The 26,904-nt window shown below is 65.8% G+C and carries 15 protein-coding genes; 10 read left to right on the plus strand and 5 right to left on the minus strand.

Annotation, left to right across the window (positions count from 1 at the left end; translation table 11 throughout):
• Positions 1-25: 25 nt before the first annotated feature.
• The 4 genes from L6D89_RS05945 to glnE all read right to left on the minus strand — a co-directional run bounded on the left by L6D89_RS05945 (position 26) and on the right by glnE (position 6,504).
• Positions 26-1,147, minus strand: coding sequence for a glycosyltransferase family 4 protein (locus L6D89_RS05945; RefSeq protein WP_236199072.1), 1,122 nt, complete (start codon positions 1,145-1,147; stop codon positions 26-28).
• On the minus strand, positions 1,144-2,217 hold the full coding sequence (gene waaC / locus L6D89_RS05950) for a lipopolysaccharide heptosyltransferase I (RefSeq protein WP_236199073.1): 1,074 nt from the start codon (positions 2,215-2,217) through the stop codon (positions 1,144-1,146). The genes L6D89_RS05945 and waaC overlap by 4 nt, the downstream gene beginning before the upstream one ends.
• Positions 2,214-3,257 carry a lipopolysaccharide heptosyltransferase II gene (waaF, locus tag L6D89_RS05955; RefSeq protein WP_236199074.1) on the minus strand — a complete coding sequence of 348 codons (1,044 nt, stop codon included), beginning with the start codon at positions 3,255-3,257 and terminating at the stop codon, positions 2,214-2,216. The genes waaC and waaF overlap by 4 nt, the downstream gene beginning before the upstream one ends.
• 301 nt (positions 3,258-3,558) lie before the next feature.
• A complete protein-coding gene (gene glnE / locus L6D89_RS05960; protein WP_236199075.1) occupies positions 3,559-6,504 on the minus strand; it encodes a bifunctional [glutamate--ammonia ligase]-adenylyl-L-tyrosine phosphorylase/[glutamate--ammonia-ligase] adenylyltransferase in 2,946 nt (981 codons plus the stop codon).
• A gap of 244 nt (positions 6,505-6,748) precedes the next feature.
• Here glnE and aceE point away from each other — a divergent pair, with 244 nt between their 5' ends.
• The 4 genes from aceE to msrA all read left to right on the plus strand — a co-directional run bounded on the left by aceE (position 6,749) and on the right by msrA (position 14,814).
• Positions 6,749-9,397, plus strand: coding sequence for a pyruvate dehydrogenase (acetyl-transferring), homodimeric type (gene aceE / locus L6D89_RS05965; protein WP_045216080.1), 2,649 nt, complete (start codon positions 6,749-6,751; stop codon positions 9,395-9,397).
• A gap of 11 nt (positions 9,398-9,408) precedes the next feature.
• Positions 9,409-11,049 carry a dihydrolipoyllysine-residue acetyltransferase gene (gene aceF / locus L6D89_RS05970; RefSeq protein ID WP_236199076.1) on the plus strand — a complete coding sequence of 547 codons (1,641 nt, stop codon included), beginning with the start codon at positions 9,409-9,411 and terminating at the stop codon, positions 11,047-11,049.
• Positions 11,050-11,334: 285 nt separating this feature from the next.
• On the plus strand, positions 11,335-14,034 hold the full coding sequence (locus tag L6D89_RS05975; protein ID WP_236199077.1) for a putative bifunctional diguanylate cyclase/phosphodiesterase: 2,700 nt from the start codon (positions 11,335-11,337) through the stop codon (positions 14,032-14,034).
• A gap of 132 nt (positions 14,035-14,166) precedes the next feature.
• Positions 14,167-14,814 (plus strand): peptide-methionine (S)-S-oxide reductase MsrA, encoded by a 648-nt coding sequence (msrA, locus tag L6D89_RS05980; RefSeq protein WP_236171233.1) that lies wholly within the window; start codon positions 14,167-14,169, stop codon positions 14,812-14,814.
• A gap of 192 nt (positions 14,815-15,006) precedes the next feature.
• Here msrA and L6D89_RS05985 read toward each other — a convergent pair whose 3' ends face one another.
• Positions 15,007-15,843: a 23S rRNA (adenine(2030)-N(6))-methyltransferase RlmJ gene (locus L6D89_RS05985; RefSeq protein ID WP_236199078.1), complete on the minus strand. Its 837-nt coding sequence runs from the start codon at positions 15,841-15,843 to the stop codon at positions 15,007-15,009.
• 178 nt (positions 15,844-16,021) lie between these two features.
• Between L6D89_RS05985 and L6D89_RS05990 the strand changes: the two genes are divergently transcribed.
• The 6 genes from L6D89_RS05990 to L6D89_RS06015 all read left to right on the plus strand — a co-directional run bounded on the left by L6D89_RS05990 (position 16,022) and on the right by L6D89_RS06015 (position 26,885).
• Positions 16,022-17,824: an acyl-CoA dehydrogenase gene (locus L6D89_RS05990; RefSeq protein ID WP_236199079.1), complete on the plus strand. Its 1,803-nt coding sequence runs from the start codon at positions 16,022-16,024 to the stop codon at positions 17,822-17,824.
• A 183-nt stretch (positions 17,825-18,007) separates the two neighbouring features.
• Positions 18,008-18,685 carry a hypothetical protein gene (locus L6D89_RS05995; protein ID WP_236171230.1) on the plus strand — a complete coding sequence of 226 codons (678 nt, stop codon included), beginning with the start codon at positions 18,008-18,010 and terminating at the stop codon, positions 18,683-18,685.
• Positions 18,686-18,789: 104 nt separating this feature from the next.
• Positions 18,790-20,532 (plus strand): potassium/proton antiporter, encoded by a 1,743-nt coding sequence (locus L6D89_RS06000; RefSeq protein WP_236171229.1) that lies wholly within the window; start codon positions 18,790-18,792, stop codon positions 20,530-20,532.
• A gap of 83 nt (positions 20,533-20,615) precedes the next feature.
• Complete coding sequence (gene mscK, locus L6D89_RS06005) at positions 20,616-23,966, plus strand: mechanosensitive channel MscK (protein WP_236199080.1); 3,351 nt, start codon at positions 20,616-20,618, stop codon at positions 23,964-23,966.
• A gap of 58 nt (positions 23,967-24,024) precedes the next feature.
• The gene (selO, locus tag L6D89_RS06010; protein WP_236199081.1) at positions 24,025-25,485 is read left to right on the plus strand and encodes a protein adenylyltransferase SelO; all 1,461 of its coding nucleotides are present in this window, start codon (positions 24,025-24,027) and stop codon (positions 25,483-25,485) included.
• A 122-nt stretch (positions 25,486-25,607) separates the two neighbouring features.
• Positions 25,608-26,885, plus strand: coding sequence for a bifunctional O-acetylhomoserine aminocarboxypropyltransferase/cysteine synthase (locus L6D89_RS06015; RefSeq protein WP_236199082.1), 1,278 nt, complete (start codon positions 25,608-25,610; stop codon positions 26,883-26,885).
• The last annotated feature ends 19 nt before the right edge of the window (positions 26,886-26,904 follow it).

Consider the following 26,904-nt stretch of genomic DNA (forward strand, 5'->3'; position numbering starts at 1 on the left):
CCTTTGTAGGAGCGAGCACGATGCTTCATGCGTTCCCCCGCAGGATCACGTCGGCCGCATGCTGCGGCATGCTGTAGAGGTCGGCGCTATCGGCGTAGGCCAGGCCATTGCGCGACCAGTCGGCACGCGCGGCGTCGTCTTCCAGCATCTCCTGGAGCATGCCGTTCAGGCGCTCCTGCTCGAAGGGCGACGGCACCACACGACCGGCTTTCGCCTCGTCGATGTAATGGGCATAGCCGCAGACGTCGGTGACCAGCACCGGCAGCCCGGCCACCAGCGCTTCCAGCAGCACGGTACCGGTGTTCTCGTTGTACGCCGGGTGGATCAGCAGGTCGGCGCCGAGCAGGAAGCGCGGGATATCGCTGCGCCCCTTGAGAATCTGTACGTTGTCCGACAGGCCCAGCGCCTTCACCTGCAGCAGGAAGGGCTTGGGATCGTCCTGGCCGATGGCGATCAGGCGTGTGCGCTTGCGCAGCGAACGAGGCAGCGATGCCAGCGCCTTGAGGCTGCGGTCCAGGCCCTTGGTCTTGAAGCCGGAGCCGATCTGCACCAGCAGCAGGTCATCCTCTGCCAGCTTGAACTCGCGGCGGAACTCGGCGCGAATCTCGCCGGCGTTGGCCGGTGCGCGGCGGTCCTGGGCGATGCCCGGGGGCAGCAGGTGGAAGCGCGCCGCGGGCGTGCGGTAATGCTTGATGAACAGCGGCTGCTGAACCTCGGAGATCATCAGGATCTCGGTCTTCGATTCCGGGGCGAACACCGCGCGCTCGTAATCGGCGAAGTGCTTGTAGCGGCCCCAGCGACGGTAGAAGGAATTGCGCAGGGTCTGCGCCTTGTCCTCGAAGCAGCCGTCAGCGGCGTAATAGACGTCCAGACCAGGCATCTTGTTGAAGCCGATCACCCGATCCACTGGCGAGCGCGCGAGGTCCGCCGCCAGCCAGGCGCTGAATTTTTCATTGCGGCGATGGTTGAACAAGGACTTCACCGGCGCCACGCGCACATCGAAACCGGGCGGCACCTCGCCTTCCCAGATCGGCGTGTAGACGCGGATCGCGTGGCCGCGCTGCTGGCACTCCAGGGCGATGCGCATGAAATCGCGCTGCAGCCCGCCGAACGGGAAATATTTGTAGAGGACGAAAGCCAGGGTCATCGAAGCGTCTCCGGGGCCAGCAGCAGTGCCTCCAGCTGGGTCGACACGCGCTGCGGGTTCAGCCGCGTGAAGCACAGAGGCTGTTCATGCCGCAGGTCGAACTGGCGCTTGTCTTCGGCCGTCGGCTGGTAGGTGCAGGTCTTCTGCAGGCAGGGCGCGCACGAAGGCCAGTCACTGGCCAGGTGCACCTGCGAACGCCCGTAGGCGCCGGTGAGACCAGGATTGGTCGGGCCGAACAACGACAGCGTCGGCACGTCCAGGGCAGCGCCCAGGTGTCCGAGTCCGGTGTCGACCGCCACGCAGGCGGAGGCGCCGGCCAGCACCTTGGCCATGCCGGCAAGGCTTAATCTGGGGAGCACCGAGGCGTTTTCCAAGCCTTCGGCCAGCCGTTCGGCGCGCTGCCGCTCGGCTTCGTTGCCCCAGGGCAGGCGGACTTTCCAGCCGCGCTCGCCCATACGCTGGGCCAGCTCACGCCAGTAGACCTCCGGCCAATGCTTGGTCACCCAGGTGGTGCCATGCAGGAATACCAGGTAGGGCTCGGTCTCCACCGCGTCCAGCAGGCGATTGCGATCCAGGCCGTAATCGCCGGTGCCAGCGGGCAACGGGTAATCCAGCGCCTGGGCGAACAACTGGCGCACACGCTCGACGGCGTGCTGGCCCCAGGCGACCGGATAGGTGCGGTTATAGAAGCGACTGGCAGCCGGCTCGCGGGCCGACTCCCGGTCCAGCCCGGCGATCGCAGTACGACGGCGCACGTAGCGGGTCAGCCAGGCGCTCTTGAGCAGGCCCTGGGCATCGATCACCAGGTCGTAGTCGACCTCTTTGAGGCGACGCTTGAAGCGGCTCCACTCGCCGCTCTTGAGAGTCTGCCAGAGGTTCTTGCGCCAGCGACGGATCGCCACCGGGATCACCTGGGCCACGGCCGGATGCCAGGCAGGAATCTCGGCGAAGCCTTCCTCAACCACCCAGTCGAACTGGATGCCGGGAATGGCGCGGGCGGCGTCGGTCAACGCCGGCAGGGTATGGATGACATCGCCCAGGGACGAGGTCTTGATCAGCAGGACCCTCATTCGGCGCTTTCCACGTCCACCGGGTCGGCAACCAGTCGGTCCAGCGCCTCGATCACTGGGCGCGGTTTGAGTTCGCGCAGGCAGTTGTAGTGGCCGAAGCGGCACACGCGATCGAAGCACGGGCTGCAGTCCAGACCCAGGCGGACGATTTCCACCTGGTCGGCCAGCGGCGGGGTGAACTGCGGCGAAGTGGAACCGTAAACCGCCACCAGCGGGCGGTTGAGTGCGGCAGCCACATGCATCAGGCCGGAGTCATTGGTGACCACGGCAGCAGCGCAGGACATCAGGTCGATGGCCTCGGCCAGGGCGGTCTCGCCGGCCAGGTTCACCGACTCTTCGCGCAGGCCGGGGATCAGCCGCATGCGGATATCTTCACCGCCGGGATGATCGTTCTTCGAGCCGAAGATCCACACCTGCCAGCCGGCGCGGATCTTCACCTCGGCGACCTTGGCGTAATACTCGGCCGGCCAGCGCTTGGCCTCGCCGAACTCGGCGCCGGGACACAGCGCCAGCACCGGGCGGTCCAGGCTCAGGCCGAACTTGGCCAGTGCGGCCTCGCGACTCTGCGGGTCGATGGCCAGGCGCGGCTGTGGATAAGGTTGCGGCAGCTCGGCACCCGGCTCGAAAGCCAGTGCCATGAAGCGCTCGATCATCAGCGGGTAGCGCTCTTTATCGAGCGTTCGGATGTCGTTGAGCAGGCCGTAGCGCATTTCGCCCTTCCAGCCGGTGCGCTTGGGGATGCCGGCGAAATATGGCACCAGCGCCGACTTGAGCGAATTGGGCAGGAGGATGGCCTGGTCGTACTGACCCTTGAGGGACTTGCCGATGCGCCGGCGCGCGGCGATATCCAGCACACCATGGCCGAGCGGGAAACTCAGGGCCTGGCGCACCTCGGGCATGCGTTCGAGGATCGGCCGGCTCCAGTCGGGCGCCAGCACGTCGATCACGCAGTCCGGATGCCGCTGCTTCAGACACTGGAAGAGTGTCTGCGCCATCACCATGTCGCCCACCCAGGAGGGGCCTACGATCAGAATTCTCATGCCTTTTCCAGAAACGACCGGGGAGGCTCTCGCCTCCCCGTACTCCATTCATCCAGCCGTGCAGCGCGTGCCCTCACGGTCGGGTGCCGAGCATCGAATGCCGGCAGTCTAGCCCAGCCGGCAAACCGGCCGGGCGGATTTCGTCACTCCCTGTGACCTGGCGCAATGGCATCACGCGCCTTGCTCCTGACATCTATAGACCTGCGCAAGCGACTGGCAGCGCGGCCTGCTCCGGCGATCACCATCCCGCCGGATGCTGGCTCCATCGTTCAAAAGCCCTGGGGAGGGAAATCGCAGCGAATCAGGTCAGCTCGAAGGCTTTCCACATCTGCATCACCATGCGCCGCTCGGCATGGAAGTGGTCGCCGCTCACCACGCCCGGCTGCTTCTGCAGGGACAATCGGTGCGCCGCCGCCCGGTAGGCCTTGTAGGCATCCTGCAACTTCAGGACATCCTCGCCGGACATCAACCCGACCCGCTCCAGCGCTTCCAGAATGCGGATATTGTCGGTGAACTCCACCAGCTCCGGGTGCTGCCACGACCAGGCCAGGGCCGCGTATTGCACCATAAATTCGATATCGACGATACCACCGGCATCCTGCTTGAGATCGAACGGGGCCGCGGCCTCGAAGGCATTCGGTGCGGTACCGGCGGCGGTGCTCGGGGTGCCGAGGTTGTCGCGCATCTTGGCGCGCATCTCGCTGACCTCCTTGCGCAGCTCGGCCAGGTCGCGCTGCTGGCCCAGCACCTTCGCGCGGATCGCCTCGAAAGCCCTGGCCACCCGCTGGCAGCCGGCAAGTACGCGAGCACGCACCAGCGCCTGGTGCTCCCAGGTCCAGGCTTCGCCCAGCTGATAGGCCTCGAAGGCGCGCAGCGAACTGACCAGCAGCCCGGAAGCGCCACTCGGGCGCAGGCGCATATCCACTTCATAGAGCATGCCCGAGGGCGTCTGCGCGGTGAGGAAGTGGATGATCTTCTGCCCCAGGCGCGTGTAGAACTGCGCGCCGTCGATGGACTTCTCGCCGTCGGTCTCGCTCTGCGGGTCGCCGTCGTGGATGAATACCAGGTCCAGGTCCGAACCGTGGCCCAGCTCCAGGCCGCCGGACTTGCCGTAGCCGATGATGATGAAATCCGGATCGCAAGGCGTGCCGTCGGCCCGGGTCGGGCGGCCGTGGCGTTGTACCAGCTGGTCCCAGGTCAGGCTCAGCACCTGCTCGAGGATCGCTTCGGCCAGCCAGGTCAGGTAGTCGCTGACCTTCATCAACGGCAGGGTGCCGGCGATCTCCGAGGCCACAACGCGCAGGCCGTGGGCGAGCTTGAAGTGGCGCAGGGTCTCCATCTGCTGCTCGAGGTCGTCCGCGGGAATACGCGTCAGCCGCTCGCGCAACTCGGCGCCCAGTTCGGCAGCCTGCGGCGGACGGAACAGCCGTCCTTCATTCAACAGTTCGTCGAGCAGGATCGGGAAGCGGGCAATCTGCTCGGCCACCATCGGGCTCGCCGCACAGAGGGTCAGCAGGCGCTCCAGCGCGCCGGGGTTTTCGGTTAGCAGCACGAGGTAAGCCGAACGCCGCGCCACTGCTTCGATCAGCGGCAGCGTGCGCTCCAGCAGCACATCGGCCGGCCCGCGCTCGGCGATCATGTTCAGCAGGCGCGGCATGAAGGCATCCAGCCGCTCGCGTCCCAGGCGCTGCATGGCGCGCACCTGCGCACCATGGCGCAGGTCAGTGAGGCGCTTCCAGGCCAGCGCCGGCTCAGCGAAGCCGGTGTCGGCGAACTGGCGGCAGGCGGACTCCTCGTCCACCGCTTCCTCCCAGATCGGAATCCACTCGCCACCAATGGTGGTATCGACCTTGCCGTCCTCGTCTTCATCCGGGTCGGCAATGACCTGGTGGAAGTGCCAGTCGATGCGCTCTCGCCATTGGTTGATCGCCTGGTGGAAAGCCGACCAGTTGGCGAAGCCCATGATGAAGGCGACGCGAATACGCTCGAACTCGTCTTCCGGCAGCATCTGCGTCTGCCGATCGGCAATGGCCTGCAGGGCATGCTCGGCGTAACGCAGGAATTCGTAGCCCTCGCGCAGTTCGGCGACCACCTGCGGCGGCAGGTAGCCCTGCCCTTCGAGGATCGCCAGCACGCGCAGCAACGGCCGCTGCTGCAGGCTGAGGTCACGGCCGCCATGGATCAGCTGGAAGGCCTGGGCGATGAACTCCACCTCGCGGATGCCGCCGGCGCCCAGCTTGATGTTCTCGCTCATGCCCTTGCGCCGCACCTCCTGCTGGATCAGCTGCTTCATGGTGCGCAGCGCCTCGATGGCGGAGAAGTCCAGGTAGCGGCGGTAGACGAACGGGCGCAACAGTTCGAGCAGGCGCTGGCCGGCTTCCTGGTCACCGCCGACCACGCGCGCCTTGATCATCGCGTAGCGTTCCCAGTCGCGCCCCTGGTCCTGGTAGTACTGCTCCAGCGCGGCAAAGCTGTGTACCAACGGACCACTGGAGCCGTAGGGGCGCAAGCGCATGTCGACGCGGAAGGCGAAGCCCTCGACGGTGATGGCATCCAGCGACTTGATCAGCTTCTGCCCCAGGCGGGTGAAGAACTCCTGGTTATCCAGCGCGCGCTTGGCGCCCTGGGTCTCGCCACCCTCGGGATAACCGAAGATCAGGTCGATGTCGGACGACAGATTGAGCTCGCCCGCGCCCAGTTTGCCCATGCCCAGCACGATCATCTTCTGCGGCAGCCCCGAGCGATGGCCGATGGGCACGCCGAACTGCTGGCAATTGCGCTGATAGAGCCAGGCCAGGGACTGGTCGATGCAGGCGTCGGCGAGGTCGGACAAGTCGCGACAGGTACCGGCCAGGTCGCTGCGGCGGCTCAGGTCGCGCCAGATGATGCGCACCTGCTGGCGTCGACGGAAACGGCGCAGGCGGCGACCCAACTCGTCTTCGTCGGCGCAATCGGCCAGCAGCGCTTCCAGCTGCGCCCCCATCTCGCCGGGCTGCAGGCCACGCTCCAGCTCACCGGTCGCGGCCAGCTCCAATAGAAAGGCAGGATCGCGCTGGACCTGCTCGGCAACGAAATCGCTGCCGGCGGTGACGCGGGAGAAATCGGCATGCCGCTCGTCGGACCAGGCTTCGAAGCTGGCGATCTGCTCGGGAGAAGAGGCGGCGATGGCGGTGCGAAAATTCTGCTCAGCTCGCTCGGCGAGAGGCTTCAGAGTGGCCGGCAAAGCGGCCAGGGACGGCAGGCTCATGGTCTATCCTGAGTGGTCGGCGAGGCGCCGGCATTCCTATCTTTTCGTGCCCCTGTAGTTTTACTACTAACTTTTTCGAGGGGAGGGATGTATCCGCTGGCGATTTGTAGTAAAACTACAACCCGCCGGGCGTACCCCCGGAGCACTTCCAAGAATTCGCCGCGTCGCCCACGAGGTTGGCGCAGCTATCGGCAACGATCTACTGGCTTCCGATTCTGGAAGCCTTTCCGCCCTGGAGCAAGCCATGCAAGACCTCGATCCCGTCGAAACCCAGGAATGGCTGGACGCCCTGGAATCGGTCCTGGACCGTGAAGGTGAAGACCGCGCCCATTACCTGATGACCCGTATGGGCGAGCTGGCCAGCCGGTCCGGCACCCAACTGCCCTACGCCATCACCACGCCGTACCGCAACAGCATCCCGGTCACCCACGAAGCGCGCATGCCCGGCGACCTGTTCATGGAACGCCGGATCCGCTCCCTGGTGCGCTGGAACGCCCTGGCGATGGTGATGAAGGCCAACAAGAACGACCCGGATCTGGGTGGCCACATCTCCTCCTTCGCCTCCTCGGCGACTCTCTACGACGTAGGCTTCAACTACTTCTTCCAGGCCCCGACCGACGAACACGGCGGCGACCTGGTGTTCTTCCAGGGCCACGCCTCCCCCGGCGTCTACGCCCGCGCCTTCCTCGAAGGCCGCATCAGCGAAGACCAACTGAACAACTTCCGCCAGGAAGTGGACGGTAACGGCCTGTCCTCCTACCCGCACCCCTGGCTGATGCCGGACTTCTGGCAGTTCCCGACCGTATCCATGGGTCTGGGCCCGATCCAGGCGATCTACCAGGCGCGTTTCATGAAGTACCTGGAAAGCCGCGGCTTCATTCCCGCCGGCAAGCAGAAGGTCTGGTGCTTCATGGGCGACGGCGAGTGCGACGAGCCGGAATCCCTGGGCGCGATCTCCCTGGCCGGCCGCGAGAAGCTGGATAACCTGATCTTCGTCATCAACTGCAACCTGCAGCGCCTCGACGGCCCGGTTCGCGGCAACGGCAAGATCATCCAGGAACTCGAAGGCGTGTTCCGTGGCGCCGAGTGGAACGTCAACAAGGTGGTCTGGGGTCGCTTCTGGGACCCGTTGTTCGCCAAGGACACCGCCGGCCTGCTGCAGCAGCGCATGGACGAGGTCATCGACGGCGAGTACCAGAACTACAAGGCCAAAGACGGCGCCTACGTGCGCGAGCACTTCTTCGGTGCGCGTCCGGAGCTGCTGGAGATGGTCAAGGACCTCTCCGACGAGGAAGTCTGGAAACTCAACCGTGGCGGCCACGACCCCTACAAGGTCTATGCGGCCTACCACCAGGCGGTCAACCACAAGGGCCAGCCGACCGTCATCCTGGCCAAGACCATCAAGGGCTATGGCACAGGTTCCGGCGAAGCGAAGAACATCGCGCACAACGTCAAGAAGGTCGACGTCGAGTCCCTGAAGTCGTTCCGCGACAAGTTCGACATCCCGATCAAGGATGCCGATCTGGAAAACCTGCCGTTCTACCGCCCCGAAGAAGGCAGCGCCGAAGCCAAGTACCTGGCTTCCCGCCGTGCCGCGCTGGGCGGCGTGATGCCGGTGCGCCGCGAGAAGAGCTTCCAGGTCCCGGTTCCCCCGCTGGAAACCCTCAAGGCCATGCTCGACGGCTCGGGCGACCGCGAAATCTCCACCACCATGGCCTTCGTGCGGATCATCTCGCAGTTGGTCAAGGACAAGGAACTCGGCCCGCGCATCGTCCCGATCGTGCCCGACGAAGCCCGTACCTTCGGTATGGAAGGCATGTTCCGCCAGCTCGGCATCTACTCCTCCGTCGGCCAGCTGTACGAGCCGGTCGACAAGGACCAGGTGATGTTCTACCGCGAGGACAAGAAAGGTCAGATCCTCGAGGAAGGCATCAACGAAGCCGGCGCCATGTCCAGCTGGATTGCCGCGGGTACCTCGTACTCCACGCACAACCAGCCGATGCTACCGTTCTACATCTTCTACTCGATGTTCGGCTTCCAGCGTATCGGCGACCTGGCCTGGGCCGCAGGCGACAGCCGCGCGCACGGTTTCCTGATCGGCGGCACCGCCGGCCGTACCACCCTCAACGGTGAAGGCCTGCAGCACGAAGACGGTCACAGCCACCTGCTGGCGGCGACCATCCCGAACTGCCGCACCTACGATCCGACCTACGCCTACGAGCTGGCGGTGATCATCCGCGAAGGCTCGCGGCAGATGATCGAAGAGCAGCAGGACATCTTCTATTACATCACCGTGATGAACGAGAACTACGTCCAGCCGGCCATGCCCAAGGGCGCCGAGGAAGGCATCATCAAGGGCATGTACCTGCTCGATGAGGACAAGAAGGACGCCGCGCATCACGTGCAGCTGCTGGGTTCGGGCACCATCCTGCGCGAAGTCGAAGCCGCCGCGAAGATCCTCCGCGAAGACTTCGGCATCGGCGCCGACGTCTGGTCCGTTCCGAGCTTCAACGAACTGCGCCGCGACGGCCTCGCCGTGGAGCGCTGGAACCGCCTGCACCCGGGTCAGAAGCCCAAGCAGAGCTACGTCGAAGAGTGCCTGTCCGGCCGCAAGGGCCCGGTCATCGCCTCCACCGACTACATGAAGCTCTACGCCGAGCAGATCCGCCAGTGGGTTCCGAGCAAGGAATTCAAGGTCCTGGGCACCGACGGCTTCGGCCGCAGCGACAGCCGCCGCAAGCTGCGCGACTTCTTCGAAGTCGACCGCCACTGGGTGGTGCTGGCCGCGCTGGAAGCCCTGGCCGATCGCGGTGATATCGAACCCAAGGTCGTGGCCGAAGCCATCGCCAAGTTCGGCATCAACCCCGAAAAACGCAACCCGCTGGACTGCTGAGGAGAGGCACGATGAGCGAACTGATTCGTGTACCCGACATCGGCAATGGTCAGGGTGAAGTCATCGAACTGCTGGTCAAGGTCGGCGACACCGTCGAGGCCGACCAGAGCCTGCTGACCCTGGAATCCGACAAGGCCAGCATGGAGATTCCCTCGCCGAAAGCCGGCGTGGTGAAAAGCCTGAAGATCAAGGTGGGCGACACCCTGAAGGAAGGCGACGAGATCCTCGAGCTGGAAGTCGAGGGAGGTTCGGCTGCCGCCGAAGCGCCCAAGGCCGAAGCTCCGGCACCGGCCGCCGAGGCTCCGAAGGCAGAGGCTCCGGCCGCTGCCCCGGCGCCGGCTGCCGCGCCCGCCGCTGGCGCCAGCGTCCAGGACATCCACGTCCCGGACATCGGCTCCGCCGGCAAGGCCAACGTCATCGAAGTCATGGTGAAAGCCGGCGACACGGTCGAAGCCGACCAGTCGCTGATCACCCTGGAGTCGGACAAGGCCAGCATGGAAATCCCCTCGCCGGCTGCCGGCGTGGTGGAGAGCGTGTCGATCAAGATCGGTGACGAAGTCGGCACCGGCGACCTGATCCTCAAGCTGAAGGTCGCGGGCGCTGCTGCCCCGGCTGCCGCTGAACCAGCTCCGGCGGCTGCTCCGGCCGCTGCCGCTCCTGCCGCCGCTCCGGTACCGGCCGCTGCACCGGCCAAGGCTGCGGAAGCCGCTCCGGTGGGCGCGCCCAGCCGTGACGGCGCCAAGGTCCACGCCGGCCCCGCGGTGCGCATGGTCGCCCGCGAGTTCGGCGTCGAGCTGAGCGAAGTCAAAGGCACCGGCCCGAAAGGCCGCATCCTCAAGGAAGACGTGCAGCTGTTCGTCAAGGAACAACTGCAGCGCGCCAAATCCGGCGCGCCGGCTGGCGCTACCGGTGGCGCGGGCATCCCGCCGATCCCGGAAGTCGACTTCAGCAAGTTCGGCGAAGTGGAAGAAGTGGCGATGACCCGCCTGATGCAGGTCGGCGCCGCCAACCTGCACCGCAGTTGGCTGAACGTGCCGCACGTGACCCAGTTCGACTCGGCCGACATCACCGAGATGGAAGCCTTCCGCGTGGCCCAGAAAGCCGTGGCGGAGAAGGCTGGCGTCAAGCTGACCGTGCTGCCGATCCTGCTGAAGGCCTGTGCCCACCTGCTCAAGGAAATGCCGGACTTCAACAGCTCGCTGGCCCCCAGCGGCAAGGCGCTGATCCGCAAGAAGTACGTGAACATCGGCTTCGCCGTGGACACGCCGGACGGCCTGCTGGTACCGGTGATCAAGAACGTCGACCAGAAGAGCTTGCTGCAACTGGCCGCCGAGGCCGCCGAACTGGCGGAAAAAGCGCGCACCAAGAAGCTCTCCGCCGACGCCATGCAGGGCGCCTGCTTCACCATCTCCAGCCTCGGCCACATTGGCGGCACCGGTTTCACGCCGATCGTCAACGCGCCGGAAGTGGCAATCCTCGGTGTCAGCAAGGCGACCATGCAGCCGGTGTGGGACGGCAAGGCCTTCCAGCCGCGTCTGATGCTGCCGCTGTCGCTGTCCTACGATCACCGCGTGATCAACGGGGCCGCTGCTGCGCGCTACACCAAGCGCCTGTCCGACCTGCTGGGTGATATCCGCACCCTGCTGCTGTAAGTGTTGCTCTTGTAAGTGTTGCAAAGGCCGGCCACGCCGGCCCTCCTCTCGACGAGCACGCCACGCTCGTACTCTCCAGCCCTGCCGGATGGCGGGGCTTCTTTTTGCCCGCACGATTCTGACCGGCGGCTCGGCCTCGCGGCCGCACCGCACTCAACTTCGCTGCGTGACGGCCGATACAGTCTTGGCTTGTCATGGCCCCGTGCCTCATGCAAATCTTGCCAACGCCCATAGAAGTCGGGCGAGGCCATGTACCTCGTCCAGCACCCTGGAAATCTCCCGCGCATGAAGAGTCATCCCGATGCCGCCAGCCGTCAGGCGGCCGAGGTTGTCACGCAGCTTCCCGTCCCTTCGAGGCTCGGGATGCTGCGCTTCGAGCGCCTGAACGAACCCAGCTGGACCCTGCTGTTCCTCGACCCTGGCTGCGAGCGGCAGATCGGCGTGCCGGCCCAGGACCTCTGCGGCATTCTCGACGCCCCCTACGCCAGCCTGATGGAGCCCGAGGCGCGCCATCGCCTGCATGAGCAAGTGCAGCAGCAACTGCTCAGGGACGGCCGCTACCGGGTGCGCTACCTGCTCCACTCGCCGCGCGGCACGCTGAACGTGCTGGAGGTTGGCGAGGCGTTCCAGCAACACGGCCGCCAACTGCTGCACGGCTACCTGCTGCAGACCGAGGCGGACGAACACGAAACCGAGCTGGACCCGCGCCTGCTGGACCTGGAAGCGCAGAACATCCGCCTGAAGATGTCCCTGGAGATGTACCAGCGCTCCCAGGACGAACACCTGCAGCACCTGGTGCGCTCGCGCACCCAGCAGAACCTCATCGTGCGCCTGGCGCGACACCGCTACCTGTCCAGCGACCCGCTGCTCGAAGCCGCGCAACTGATCGCCCAGGCCGCTTGCGAGGCCTACGACGTGGCCCGCGCCGGCATCTGGCGCCTGCACCCGGACCATCGCCTGGAAGCGGTGACCATCTACCGCCGCGACACCGACCAGTACGAGAAGCCGCAGGACATCGACGCCAGCAACTTCCCCAATTACCTCGACGCGGTGCACAGCGGCCGCGCCATCGACGCTCACAACGCCCAGCAGGACCCGCGTACCCAGGAACTGGCCATGCGCTACCTGCGCCCACAGGGCATCAGCGCCATGCTCGACGCCACCATCCGCGTCGGCGGCGAAGTAGTCGGCGTGCTCTGCCTGGAACACGTCGGCGAAGTGCGCATGTGGCAGAGCGACGAAATCGCCTTCGCCGGCGAACTGGCCGACCAGTATGCCCAGGTGCTGATGAACCACGAGCGGCGCAACGTCTCCAGCGCCCTGCATCTGTTCCAGCGCGCTGTCGAACAGAGCGCCAGCGCCTTCCTGCTGATCGACCGCGACGGCCTGGTGGAGTACGTCAACCCGAGCTTCACCGCCATCACTCAGTACGGCGCCGACGAAGTCCGCGGTCGCCGCCTGCCCGAGCTGCCGGCGCTGGCCAACCTCAGCGAATTGCTGTTCGACGCGCGCTCCACCCTGGTCACGCAGAACAGCTGGCAAGGCGAGTTCCGCAGCCGGCGCAAGAACCTCGAGCCCTACTGGGGCCAGCTATCGCTGTCCAAGGTCTACGACGACAAGGGCGAGCTGACCCACTACATCGGCATCTACGAAGACATCACCCAGAGCAAACTGGCCCAGCAGCACATCGAGAAGCTCGCCTACCGCGACAACCTCACGGGCCTGGCCAACCGGCACTTCTTCATCAATGCCCTGGAAGAGCGCCTGCAAGTGGGCAGCGAACATTCGCTGAGCCTGCTGCTGGTGGACATCGACAACTTCAAGCGGATCAACGACAGCCTCGGCCACCAGACCGGCGACAAGCTGCTGGCCAACCTCGCCCGGCGCCTGCGCAGCAGCCTGAGCGACAGCGCCACCCTGGCGCGCTTCGCCAGCAACGAGTTCGCCGTGCTGCTGGAAGAATCCGTGGCCGGCCGTGGCGAGAAGGTTGCCGCGCAGATCCTCGACGTGCTCGACAAGCCACTGTTCGTCGACAACCAGTTGATCAGCATCACCGGCTCCGTGGGCATCGCCTACGCGCCGCAGCACGGGCAGGACCCGCAGACGCTGATGAAGCACGCGGGTCTGGCGCTGCACAAGGCCAAGGCCAACGGCAAGCACCAGGTGCAGACCTTCACCGAGGCGATGACCGCCGAGGCCAGCTACAAGCTGTTCGTCGAAAGCAACTTGCGCCGCGCGCTGGTGCAGGACGAACTGGCCGTGCACTACCAGCCCAAGCTTTGCCTGCGCAGCGGCGCGCTGCTCGGCCTGGAAGCCCTGCTGCGCTGGCAGCATCCGGAGAAGGGCATGATTCGCCCGGACCAGTTCATCAGCGTCGCCGAGGAAACCGGGCTGATCATCCCCATCGGCAAGTGGGTGATCCGCCAGGCCTGTCGCCAGGTCCGCGAGCTGGCCGCCAAGGGGCTGGGCGACCTGCACATGGCGATCAACCTGTCGCCCAAGCAATTCAGCGATCCGGACCTGGTCGGTTCCATCGCCGCGATCCTCCACGAGGAAAGCATTCCGGCCAGCCAACTGGAGCTGGAGCTCACCGAAAGCCTGTTGCTGGACGCCACCGACGACACCCGCCAGCAACTGGAGCGCCTGAAGAGCCTAGGGCTGACCCTGGCCATGGACGACTTCGGCACCGGCTACTCGTCGCTGAGCTACCTGAAGAAATTCCCCATCGACGTGATCAAGATCGATCGCAGCTTCATCAAGGACATCCCGGACAACCAGGACGACATGGAAATCACCTCGGCGGTGATCGCCATGGCCCACAACCTCAAGCTGCAGGTGGTCGCCGAAGGCGTCGAGACCGCCGCCCAGCTGGCTTTCCTGCGGCGCAACCGCTGCGACATCGGCCAGGGCTACCTGTTCGACAAGCCGATCCCCAGCCACGACCTTTCCTCCAGCCTGCAGCGCTACCCCTGCCGCCCGCAGTGAGGCGCCCTGGCGCGGCGTGCCCGCAGCCATCCTCGCGAGTTGTCTCAAACCTCCCGCAAAGCAAAACAAACGCTGTAATCTTCGGCGAGTACCCGAGTCTATTGCCGCCCCTATCCAGAGGAGACGAATGCCATGACCCTGCGCTCGCAAATACTTGCCCACAAACTGGAACTGCCCAGCTCCGCCCAGGCCCTGCCCGGGCGCGAAAGCCCGATGCCAGTGCCTGAAGCGCATTACGTCAATGGTCATCCGCTGAGCGCGCCCTTCCCCGCCGGTGTGCAGCAGATCGTTGTCGGCCTGGGCTGCTTCTGGGGTGCCGAACGACGCTTCTGGCAACAGCCGGGCGTGTGGGTCACCGCGGTGGGTTATGCCGGCGGTTTCACGCCGAACCCGACCTACGACGAAGTCTGCTCCGGCCTGACCGGCCACAGCGAAGTGGTTCTGGTGGCCTACGACCCGCGTGAAACCAGCATCGAGGCACTGCTGAAGGTGTTCTGGGAATCCCACGACCCGACCCAGGGCATGCGCCAGGGCAACGACACCGGCACCCAGTACCGCTCGGTGATCTACTGGTTCGACCAGGCGCAGAAAGCCGCCATCGACGCCAGCCGCGCAGCCTTCCAGAAGGAACTGAGCGCCAAGGGCTATGGCGAGATCACCACGGAAATCCGCGAGGTGCCGCCGTTCTACTACGCCGAGGCCTACCACCAGCAATACCTGGCGAAGAACCCCAACGGCTACTGCGGCCTGGGCGGCACGGGCGTGTGCCTGCCGGCGTAAACCCATACCTGTAGGAGCGAGCTTGCTCGCGAACAACCCCGCTGCAAGATCGGTTCGCGAGCAAACTCGCTCCTACACGGGCACCTGGCTCATCCGTAGCGTAGGAGCGGACTCCGTCCGCGATCGGTCCGAGCCACACTGAACCGTCACGGTCACCGCCAAGAAAAAGCCCCGGCACTGCCGGGGCTTTTTTCATTCGGCGATCAGCCATTCCAGCTGGCTGCTGCCTTCACTCTGCGCCAGCGTCTGGGCCAGCCACGGCAACAGCCCGCGCAGCTCTTCATCCAGCGGCCACGGTGGGTTGACGATGACCAGCCCGGAACCATTCAGGCGGTCCGCCGTGTCGGCCGGATGCACGCACAACTCCACGCGGAGCATCTTCGGCGCCGAGCTCTTCTCCAGGCGCTGGTAAAAGCGCTTGAGCTGGCGGCGATCCTTGATCGGGTACCAGATGGCGACCACGGTCTGGCGCATGCGGCCGATGGCCTCGTCCAGCGCGGCTACACAGCGTTCCAGGTCGTCAGGCTGCTCGAAGGGCGGGTCGATCAGCAGCACACCACGCTTCTCCGCTACCGGCAGGAAGGCTCGGGGCAGCAGCCAGCCGTCCCCCTGGTGCACCGAGATGCGCCGCTCGCCGGCCATGTTGGCCTTGAGCAGACGGCCATCCTCGGGGTGCAGCTCGTTGAGCAGCACGCGGTCCTGCGGGCGGGTCAGGCGGCGCGCCAGCTCCGGCGAGCCCGGGTAGAACTCCAGGCCGCCATCGGGATTCAGTGCACTCACGACGCCCAGGTAGTCCTGCAGCAACTCCGGCAGGTCATCGCGCTCAACCAGGCGGCCGATGCCCGACTCCCACTCGCCGGTACGGCTGGCTTCATCGCCCAGCAAGTCGTACAGGCCGATGCCGGAATGGCTGTCGAGGTAGGCGAAGGGTGTGTCCTTGCGCGCCATCAGCGCGAAGATGCGGGCGAGGACAATGTGTTTCAGCACGTCGGCGTGGTTGCCGGCGTGATAGGCGTGGCGGTAGTTCATCGATAGCGGACTCCTCAAGGCGCGCAGTTTAGGTCCTGTGGCCGGTGCGGTGCGAGCCCGCCGTCGCCGGCGCCGGCCGGGAGCCCGGGTGTTTTAGCCCTTTATCACGCTCATGGATGATTCTGTGCGCGCTTCATTCACCAGACTAGACTGCGGCGATTCCCACGGAGGTCGATCCATGTCCGAGACCCTGCTCAGCTCCCGCAACCTCGCTTTCGAACTCTACGAAGTGCTCGACGCCGAGGCCCTGACCCAGCGCGAACGCTTCGCCGACCACAACCGCGAGACCTTCGATGCCGCCCTGTCCACGGCGCGCGGCATCGCCGAGGAGCTGTTCGCCCCGCACAATCGCAAGAACGACGAGAACGAACCGCAGTACGTCGACGGCGGCGCGGTACTCATCCCGGAAGTGAAGCCGGCGGTGGACGCCTTCAACGAGGCCGGTTTCCAGAACGCCTCGCGCAGCTTCGAACAGGGCGGCATGCAACTGCCGCACCTGCTGTCGCGCGCCTGCTTCGCGCACTTCCAGTCGGCCAACATCGCCACCTCGTCCTACCCGATGCTGAGCATGGGCGCCAGCCACCTGATCGAGACGTTCGGCAGCGACGAGCAGAAACGCCTGTTCCTGCAGCCGATGATCGAGGCGCGCTTCTTCGGCACCATGGCACTGACCGAGCCGCACGCGGGCTCGTCCCTGGCCGACATCCGTACCCGAGCGGAGCCGGCCACCGACGGCAGCTACCGGATCAAGGGCAACAAGATCTTCATCTCCGGCGGCGACCACCCGCTGTCGGAGAACATCGTCCACATGGTGCTGGCCAAGCTGCCGGACGCACCGCCCGGCGTGAAGGGCATCAGCCTGTTCATCGTGCCCAAGTTCCTGGTCAACGACGACGGCTCCCTCGGCGCACGCAACGACGTGACCCTGGCCGGCCTGTTCCACAAGATGGGCTGGCGCGGTACCACGTCCACCGCATTGAACTTCGGCGACAAGGGCGAATGCGTCGGCTACCTGGTCGGCAAGCCGCACCACGGTCTGGCCTATATGTTCCAGATGATGAACGAGGCGCGCATCGGCGTCGGCATGGGCGCCATCATGCTCGGCTACGCCGGCTACCTGTATTCCCTGGAATACGCCCGCGAGCGCCCGCAAGGCCGCCCGGTGGACGCCAAGGACCCGACCTCGGCGCCGGTCGCCATCGTCCAGCACACCGATGTCAAGCGCATGCTGCTGACCCAGAAGGCCTACGTCGAGGGCGCCTTCGACCTGGGCCTGTACGCCTCGCGTCTGGTCGACGACTGCGAAACCCTGCCCACCGAGGAGGAGCGCAAGCAGGCCCATGAACTGCTCGACCTGCTCACCCCGATCGTCAAATCCTGGCCCTCGGAGTTCTGCCTGAAGGCCAACGAACTGGCGATCCAGATTCTCGGCGGCCACGGCTACACCCGCGAGTACCCGGTCGAGCAGTACTACCGCGACAACCGCCTGAACCCGATTCATGAAGGTACCCATGGCATCCAGTCGCTGGACCTGCTCGGCCGCAAGCTGGCGCAGAACAACGGCGCCGGCCTCAAGCAACTGACCCGCCTGATCAACCAGACCTGCGAGCGCGCCCAGGCGCACACCTCGCTGGACAAGCTGCGCGAACCGCTGGAGCAGTTGATGGCGCGCCTCTCGGCGACCACCCTGAGCCTGCTCGGCGACCTGATGCAGGGTCGCGTAGGCCAGGGCCTGGCCAACTCGGCGCTGTACCTGAAGGTCTTCGGCCATGCCGTGATCGGCTGGCGCTGGCTGGAGCAGGCGATTCGCGCCGAGGAAGGGCTGGCGCGCGGCCACGCCGCCGACACCGATTTCTACCGCGGCAAGCTGCAGGCCGCGCGCTACTTCCTGACCTGGGAAGTGCCGTCCTGCCACCACGACCTGGCGCTGCTCGAAGCCCGCGACGACACCTGTTTCAGCATGCAGGACGCCTGGTTCTAGGTCCCCGCATGTGCCTTCTGCCCCGGTCACGTCCGGGGCTTTTTTATGCCCGGGAAAACCCGCTCATTCCAGCCCTTCCGGGCGCCTCACAAGTTGAGGGACAACAGCCCAGCAGAATGAGGGAATATTCCCACCGATAACTCTGACTCGACCGACTGCAAGGCCTGAGGAGGATGCCGTTGAATGGCGTCCGCGAAATTCACGCACCTCACGACCATGGCCATCCAGACGCTTACCAGCCGTTCCTTCCGCCGTCGCTGCCAGACGCTGTTTCCGGTAGTTGCCATCGCCGTGGCGCTGGGCTGCACACTCGTGCTGTTCAATACCGGTTCGAGTGACGACGGCAAGCAGCGCTACGCTGCACTTTCCCCGAGTTCCGCACCGATCTACAGCACGCCCAGCACGGAAGCCTTCGAGCACGCCGACGACTACCTGAAGAACATCGACAAGGCCATGAACGACGGCATTGCCGTGCTGCGCGGCGGGGACCACACGTCGATTGCCTCGCAGAGCCGTTACTTCAATGCCCTGGTCAACGCCGGTTATGCACAGTTCGGCTCCTCCTACTACGACCCGCTGGGCAGTTGCGGCGTCACGGGCAGCTCGGCCCGGCACCTCTGGCACACACAGATACGCGCACTGGGCGCCAGCCAGGGGCAGTACACGGCCGGCGAGATCAGCAAGGCCCGCGCCACCCTGCAGCGGGACCGGCAAGCCTGCCTGGATGCCGTGCAGCTGCCACTGGAAGAGGCGCTCAGCTGGGCGCCCACCGCGCTCCCCACATTCAACCTGGTGCCGACCTGGCAGAACAGCGGGAGCTGGCTCGACAGCACCGCCGAACGGTCCTCAACAAACCTTTGACAGCCTTGTAAATCCGCAGGTTAGAATCGATTGGCATGCGGCCTGCATCCTGATCCTCGCGTAGTGTCGCCACTCCCCCCTCATTTGCGCCGGAGATCGACCTTTTGGATGCCGTGGCCATCAACAGCTATTTCCTGATCGCTGCTGTGCTGATCGGCATGAGCATCCTGGTCAGCTCGCTGTCCTCGCGCCTGGGCATCCCGATCCTGGTCATCTTCCTCGCCGTAGGCATGATCGCGGGCACTGACGGCCCTGGCGGCATCGGCTTCTCGAACTACCCCATGGCCTACCTGGTGGGCAACCTGGCACTGGCAGTGATCCTGCTGGATGGCGGTTTGCGCACGCGGGTCTCGAGCTTCCGCGTGGCGCTCTGGCCGGCGCTTTCCCTGGCTACCGCCGGCGTGCTGATTACCGCCGGCCTGACCGGCATCGCCGCTGCCTGGCTGTTCAAGCTGAGCTGGATGGAAGGTCTGCTGATCGGCGCCATCGTCGGCTCCACCGACGCCGCCGCGGTGTTCTCGCTGCTGGGCGGCAAGGGCCTGAACGAGCGGGTCACCGCGACCCTGGAAATCGAATCGGGCAGCAACGACCCCATGGCGGTGTTCCTCACCGTCACCCTCATCGACATGCTCGCCCACGGCGAAAGCGGCCTGTCCTGGAGCTTCCTCTGGCACTTCCTGCGCGAGTTCGGCATCGGCTCGGTGCTGGGCCTGGGCGGCGGCTGGCTGCTGCTGCAGGTGATCAACCGCATCCACCTGGCCAACGGTTTGTACCCGCTGCTGGCCATCAGCGGCGGCCTGCTGATCTTCGCCGTGGCCAACGCCGTGCATGGCAGCGGCATCCTCGCCATCTACCTGTGCGGCCTGGTACTGGGCAACCAGCCGATCCGCTCGCGCCACGGCATCATGCACATGCTCGACGGCATGGCGTGGCTGGCGCAGATCGGCATGTTCCTCGTACTGGGCCTGCTGGTCACGCCCCACGACCTCTGGCCCATCGCCCTGCCCGCCCTCGGCCTGGCGCTATGGATGATTCTGTTTGCCCGCCCGCTGTCGGTGCTGGTGGGCCTTGCCCCATTCCGCGCCTTCCATGGCCGCGAAAAAGCCTTCATCGCCTGGGTCGGCCTGCGCGGCGCGGTGCCGATCATTCTCGCGGTGTTCCCGCTGATGGCCGGGCTGCCCAATGCCCAGCTGTTCTTCAACGTGGCCTTCTTCATCGTCCTGGTCTCGCTGCTGGTGCAGGGCACCAGCCTGCCCTGGGCCGCAAAGCTGCTGCGCGTGGTAGTGCCGCCGGACCCGGCGCCGATCTCCCGCGCCGGCCTGGAAGTCCACCCGACCAGCGAGTGGGAGCTGTTCGTCTACCACCTGAGCAAGGAGAAGTGGTGCATCGGCGCCGCCCTGCGCGAGCTGAAGATGCCCGAAGGCACCCGTATCGCCGCACTGTTCCGTGGCACCCAGTTGCTGCACCCGTCCGGTAGCACCATCCTCGAGGCCGACGACATCCTCTGCGTGATCGGCCACGAGCACGATCTGTCGCCGCTGGGCAAACTGTTCAGCCAGGCGCCGGATCGCGGCCTGAGCGCGCGCTTCTTCGGTGACTTCGTGCTTGAGGGCGACGCCCAGCTCTCCGCCGTGGCCTCGCTCTATGGCCTGAAGCTGGAAGGCGTGGACGGCGAACAGAACCTCGGCCGCTTCATTGCCCATGAGATCGGCGGCCAGGCGATCATCGGCGACCAGGTGGAATGGAACGGCCTGACCTGGACCGTGGCCGCCCTGGACGGGAACAAGATCCGCAAGGTCGGGGTCAAATTCCCGGAAGGCCGTCCCGGCCCCGGTCTGTTCCTCTGACCGCCCACCGGTACCCGCTTGCGGGTGCCGGCCCGCCAGCACTACCCTCTGCCCACTTTCCGCACGAGCCGCCACCCGCGACCATGTCATTCCTGCTGCGTACCCTTCTGACCGCCGTCCTGCTGGGCGGCTCACTCATCGGCCTGCCCGCGCTGGCCGCCGATACCTCTCCGCCGAGCGCCGAAAAGGTGCAGCAGAGCCTCGACAGCCTGGCCGACCGCAAGCTGGCCGATGCCGAGGCCAAGCCGATCAAGGCAAGCCTGGAGAACACCCTGAAGCTGCTGGCGGCCAAGGCCGACAGCGAGAAGCAGCTGCTTGAACTCAAGGGCCGGCTGGCCGATGCGCCCAAGCTGATCAACGAGAACCAGAAGGCGCTCGGTCGCCTCAAGGCCAGCAGCGAGAAGCCTGCCAGCCAGCGTTACAACGGCTCCAGCGCGACCCAGCTGGAAATGCTGCTCAACGAGCAGTCCACCCAGCTCGCCGCCTGGCAGAAGGAGATGGTCGATGCCAAGAGCGAGATCCTCACCGCGCAGACCCGACCGGAGCGGGCCCAGGCCGACCTGAGCAAGAACCAGACACGCCTGCTGGAAATCGCCGGGCTGATCAAGGCTGGAAAGGAAGGCGCCAAGCCGATCTCGGATGAGCGCCGCAACGAGCTACTGGCCGAACAGGCCATGCTCACCTCGCAGAATCTCCTGCTGCGCCAGCAACTGGCCGGCAACAACCTGCTGCTCGACCTGGCCTCCAGCCAGCGCGACCTGCTGGCCGAGCGCATCGGCCGCGAGGAGCGCGAGACCCTCGAACTGCAGGCGATGATCAGCGACAAGCGCCGCGAACAGTCGGAGAAGACCGTCGCCGAACTGTCCAAGGACAGCCAGGCCGCCGGCACCGACAGCCTGCTGAGCCAGCAGAGCGCCGCCAACCTGAAGCTTTCCGACTACCTGCTGCGCACCACCGACCGCCTCAACACCCTGACCCGGCGCAACCTCGAAGCCAAGCAGCAACTGGACAACCTGACCCAGGGCGAACAGGCCCTGGACGAACAGATCAACGTGCTGCGCGGCAGCCTGCTGCTGGCCAAGATCCTCTACCAGCAGAAGCAGTCGCTGCCCGTGATCAAGACTGACCAGGACCTCGCCGACGAGATCGCCGACCTGCGCCTGTACCAGTTCGAGCTGAACCAGAAGCGCGACGAAATCAACAACACCCAGGTCTACCTCGACAACCTGCTGGCCCAGCAACCCCAGGAAAGCGTCACCCCGCAGTTGCGCCACGACCTCGGCGAGCTGGTGGACACCCGCCTGGAGCTGATGGAGCGTCTCAACCACGAGCTGAACGCACTGCTCAACGAAGCCATCACCCTGCAGTTGAACCAGAAGCAGCTCAAGGAAACCAGCGACAGCCTGCGCGCCACCCTCGACGAGCAGATGTTCTGGATTCCCAGCAACCGCCCGCTGGACCTGTCCTGGTTCAAGATGACCCCGAGCCTGCTGCACCACCAACTGGCCGAAGTGCCCTGGGGCTCGGGCGTCAAGGAGCTGTTCGAGGGCCTGATCGACCGCCCCTTCCTGTTCCTGCCCCTGCTCCTGCTGGTCGCCGGGCTGCTGTGGAAGCGCCGGTTCCTCTACGACAAGCTGGAGTCGCTGAACGACGACATCGGCCACTTCAAGCGCGACAGCCAGGCGCACACGCCATTGGCGCTGCTGCTCGCCGTGCTGCTGGCCTTGCCCGGCACCCTGGCGCTGGGCATCGCCGGCCTCGCCCTGCTGCTCGACGCCCGCGGCCAGAACGCCACACTGGGCAGCGCGCTGCTGGAGATGGCGCAGGTGTGGCTGGTGTTCTACACCGCGCACCGCATCCTGCGCCCCGGCGGCATCGCCGAGCGGCACTTCCACTGGAGCCAGGCGCAGGTGCAGTTCCTCGGCAAGCTGATGCGCCGCCTGGGGCTGGTGGTGATGTCGCTGGTCGCCGTGGTCACTGTCGCCGAGCACTCCCCGGCGTCGCTGGCCGATGACGTGATCGGCATCGCCGTGGTGCTGTTCGGCTACGGCGCCATGACCTGGCTGCTCGCCCAGTTGCTGTTCAACAGCCCGTCCAGCGAGCGCCCGTCGATGATCAAGATGATCGTCGGCCTGGGCTTCACCGCCCTGCCGGTAGCGCTGTTCCTCGCAGTGGGCTTCGGCTACTACTACACCGCGCTCAAGCTCACCGACCGCCTGATCGACACCCTGTTCCTGCTGATGTTCTGGATGGTGGTGGAAGCCACCTTCGTCCGCGGCATGGGCGTTGCCGCCCGCCGCCTGGCCTACCAGCGCGCCCTGTCGAAACGGCAGAACGCGCCCAAGGAAGGCATCGAGGGCAGCGAAGTCGTCGTCGAGGAACCGACCCTGGGCATCGAGCAGATCAACGAGCAGTCCATGCGCCTGATCCGCCTGGGCCTGCTGATCGGCTTCGTGGTCACCCTGTACTGGGTCTGGGCCGACCTGATCAGCGTGGTCTCCTACCTCGACAACGTAACGCTCTACCAGTACACCAGCGGCACCGGCGACGCAGCGTCCACCACGCCGATCAGCCTCAGTGACTTCATCATGGCGCTGGTGATCGCCGCGGTGACCGTCGCCCTGGCGCGCAACCTCCCCGGCTTGCTGGAAGTGCTGGTGCTGCAGCGCCTGACTCTGGCCCAGGGCAGTGCCTACGCCATCACCACCCTGCTCTCCTACACCATCAGCGGCGTCGGCATCGTCAGCGCGCTGTCCACCCTCGGGGTGAGCTGGGACAAACTGCAATGGCTGGTGGCTGCGCTCTCGGTCGGCCTCGGCTTCGGCCTGCAGGCGATCTTCTCCAACTTCGTCTCCGGCCTGATCATCCTCTTCGAGCGCCCGGTACGGATCGGCGACGTGGTGACCATCGGTACGCTGTCCGGCACGGTCAGCCGCATCCGCATCCGCGCCACCACCATCACCGACTTCGACCGCAAGGAAATCATCGTCCCCAACCAGACCTTCATCACCGGCCAACTGGTGAACTGGTCGCTGAGCGATACGGTGACGCGGGTGACCATCAAGATCGGCCTGGCCTACGAGAGCGACCTGCCGCTGGCGCGCAAGATCATGCTGGAAGCCGCCCACGCCAACCCCCGCATCCTGCGCGACCCGGAGCCGGTGCTGTACTTCACCACCATCAGCGCCAGCACCTTCGACTACGAACTGCGCTTCCACGTGCGCGAGCTGGGCGACCGCAACCCGGCGGTGGACGAAACCCTCACGCGCATCGCCCTGGCCTTCCGCGAGGCCGGCATCGACATGGCGTTCAACCAGGTCGACGTGTTCCTGAAGAACTTCCAGGGCCAGGAAGCCCAGGTCATCGTCGGGCAGCAGCAACCCGCCGCCACGCCGGTGAAACTGTCGGCCAAGCCTGACGGCGACAAGGCCTGAGGGTGGACGCCTTCGGACATGTCCGAGCACAATGCTCGGACATGTCCGGAGTTAACCTGTGAAAAAGCTCGACGAACTCGTCTTCGATAACCGCTTCGCCCGCCTGGGCGATGTGTTCTCCACCGAAGTCCTGCCTGATCCCATCGCCGATCCGCGCCTGGTCGTTGCCAGCACCTCGGCCATGGCCCTGCTCGACCTCGACCCGAGCGAAGCGGACAACCCGGTGTTCGCCGAAATCTTCGCCGGCCACAAGCTCTGGTCGGAAGCGCAGCCGCGCGCCATGGTCTATTCCGGGCACCAGTTCGGCTCCTACAACCCCCGCCTGGGCGACGGCCGCGGCCTGCTGCTGGGCGAAGTGGTGAACGACGCCGGCGAGCACTGGGACCTGCACCTCAAGGGCGCCGGCCAGACGCCGTATTCCAGGATGGGCGATGGTCGCGCCGTGCTGCGCTCGTCGATCCGCGAGTTCCTTGCCAGCGAATACCTCGCCGCCCTCGGCATCCCCAGCAGCCGTGCCCTGTGCGTCACCGGTTCCAGCACCACGGTATGGCGCGAGACTCGGGAAACCGGCGCCATGCTGTTGCGCATGGCCCCCAGCCACGTGCGCTTCGGCCACTTCGAGTACTTCTACTACACCAAGCAGGAAGAGCACCTGAGGACACTCGGCGAGTTCGTTCTCAATTCGTACTTCCCGCAGTGCCTGGACAACGAAAAGCCCTACCTGGCGTTCTTCCGCGAAGTGATCGAGCGCAACGCGCAGATGATCGCCTACTGGCAGGCCTACGGCTTCTGCCACGGCGTGATGAACACCGACAACATGTCGATCCTCGGCATTACCTTCGACTACGGCCCCTACGCCTTCCTCGACGACTTCGACGCCAACCACATCTGCAACCACTCCGACGACAGCGGCCGCTACTCCTTCAGCAACCAGGTGCCGATCGCCCACTGGAATCTCGCCGCACTGGGCCAGGCGCTGACGCCCTTCGTCGAAGTCGACGACCTGCGCGCCACCCTCGACCTGTTCCTGCCGCTGTACCAGGCGCACTACCTGGACCTGATGCGCCGTCGCCTGGGCCTCAGCAGCGCCGAAGACGGCGATCTGGAGCTGGTGCAGCGCCTGCTGCAAACCATGCAGAAAGGCGCCGTGGACTACTCGCTGTTCTTCCGCCGCCTCGGCGATCAGGCGCCTGAGCAAGCATTGGCCGTGGTACGCGAAGATTTCGTCGACCTCGCCGGCTTCGACGCCTGGGCCGCCGACTATCAAGCGCGCGCCGAACGCGAAGGCGGCAGCCAGGACGAACGCCGCGCGCGCATGCACGCCGTCAACCCGCTCTACGTGCTGCGCAACTACCTCGCCCAGGAGGCCATCACGGCCGCCGAACAGGGCGACTACAGCGTGGTGCGGCGCCTGCACGAAGTGCTCAGCAAGCCCTTCGAAGAGCAGCCGGATGCCGAGCACTTCACCCGCCGCCCGCCGGACTGGGGCAAGCACCTGGAGATCAGTTGCTCGTCCTGAGCCGGTTATAAGCTCAGCCAAAAGCGATCTAGCGACGCCCCGGCCACATTGCTCCCGGTCATTGACCGGGGCCGGGCGCCGCTCGCATCCTCGGGGCTTTCTGCCACAAGGACGCTCGAACAATGAAACCGGAAACCCTGGCCATCCACGCCGGCTACAGCCCCGACCCGACCACCAAGGCCGTGGCCGTGCCGATCTACCAGACCAGCTCCTACGCCTTCGACGACACCCAGCACGGCGCCGACCTGTTCGACCTGAAGGTCGCCGGCAACATCTACACGCGCATCATGAACCCCACCAACGCGGTGCTGGAGGAGCGCGTCGCCGCGCTGGAAGGCGGCGTCGCGGCGCTGGCGGTGGCATCGGGCATGGCCGCCATCACCTACGCCATCCAGACCGTCGCCGAAGCCGGCGACAACATCGTTTCGGTGGCCAAACTTTATGGCGGCACCTACAACCTGTTCGCCCACACGCTGCCGCGCTTCGGCATCCAGACCCGCTTCGCCGCCCATGACGACATTGCCGCCCTCGAAGCGCTGATCGACGAGCGCACCAAGGCGGTGTTCTGCGAATCCATCGGCAACCCGGCGGGCAACATCGTCGACCTGCAGGCCCTGGCCGATGCCGCGCACCGCCACGGCGTGCCACTGATCGTCGACAACACCGTCGCCACCCCGATCCTCTGCCGCCCGTTCGAGCATGGCGCGGACATCGTCGTGCACTCGCTGACCAAGTACATCGGCGGCCACGGCACCAGCATCGGCGGCATCGTCGTCGACTCGGGCAAATTCCCCTGGGCCGAAAACAAGGCGCGCTTCCCGCTGCTCAACACGCCCGATCCGTCCTACCACGGCGTTACCTACACCGAAGCCTTCGGCCCCGCCGCCTTCATCGGCCGCTGCCGCGTCGTGCCGCTGCGCAACACCGGCGCCGCGCTCTCGCCGTTCAACGCCTTCCTCATCCTGCAAGGCCTGGAAACACTCGCCCTGCGCATGGAGCGCCACTGCGACAACGCGCTGAAGGTCGCGCAATACCTGCAGGACCATACGCAGGTCAGCTGGGTGAAATACGCCGGCCTCTCCGACCATCCCGAACAGGAACTGGCGCTGCGCTACATGGGCGGCAAGCCCGCGTCGATCCTCTCCTTCGGCATCAAGGGCGGCCAGGAAGCCGGCGCGCGCTTCATCGACGCGCTGAATCTGGTGGTACGCCTGGTCAACATCGGCGACGCCAAGTCCCTGGCCTGCCACCCCGCCTCCACCACCCACCGTCAACTCAACGACGAGGAGCTGGAGAAGGCCGGCGTACCACGCGACATGGTGCGCCTGTCCATCGGCATCGAGCACATCGACGACATCCTCGCCGACCTTGCCCAGGCGCTGGACGCCGCCAAGGCCTGACCCGTGGCAACCGGATGAG

Origin of the sequence: Pseudomonas pseudonitroreducens, assembly GCF_021603645.1 — a bacterium.
GTDB lineage: Bacteria > Pseudomonadota > Gammaproteobacteria > Pseudomonadales > Pseudomonadaceae > Pseudomonas > Pseudomonas pseudonitroreducens.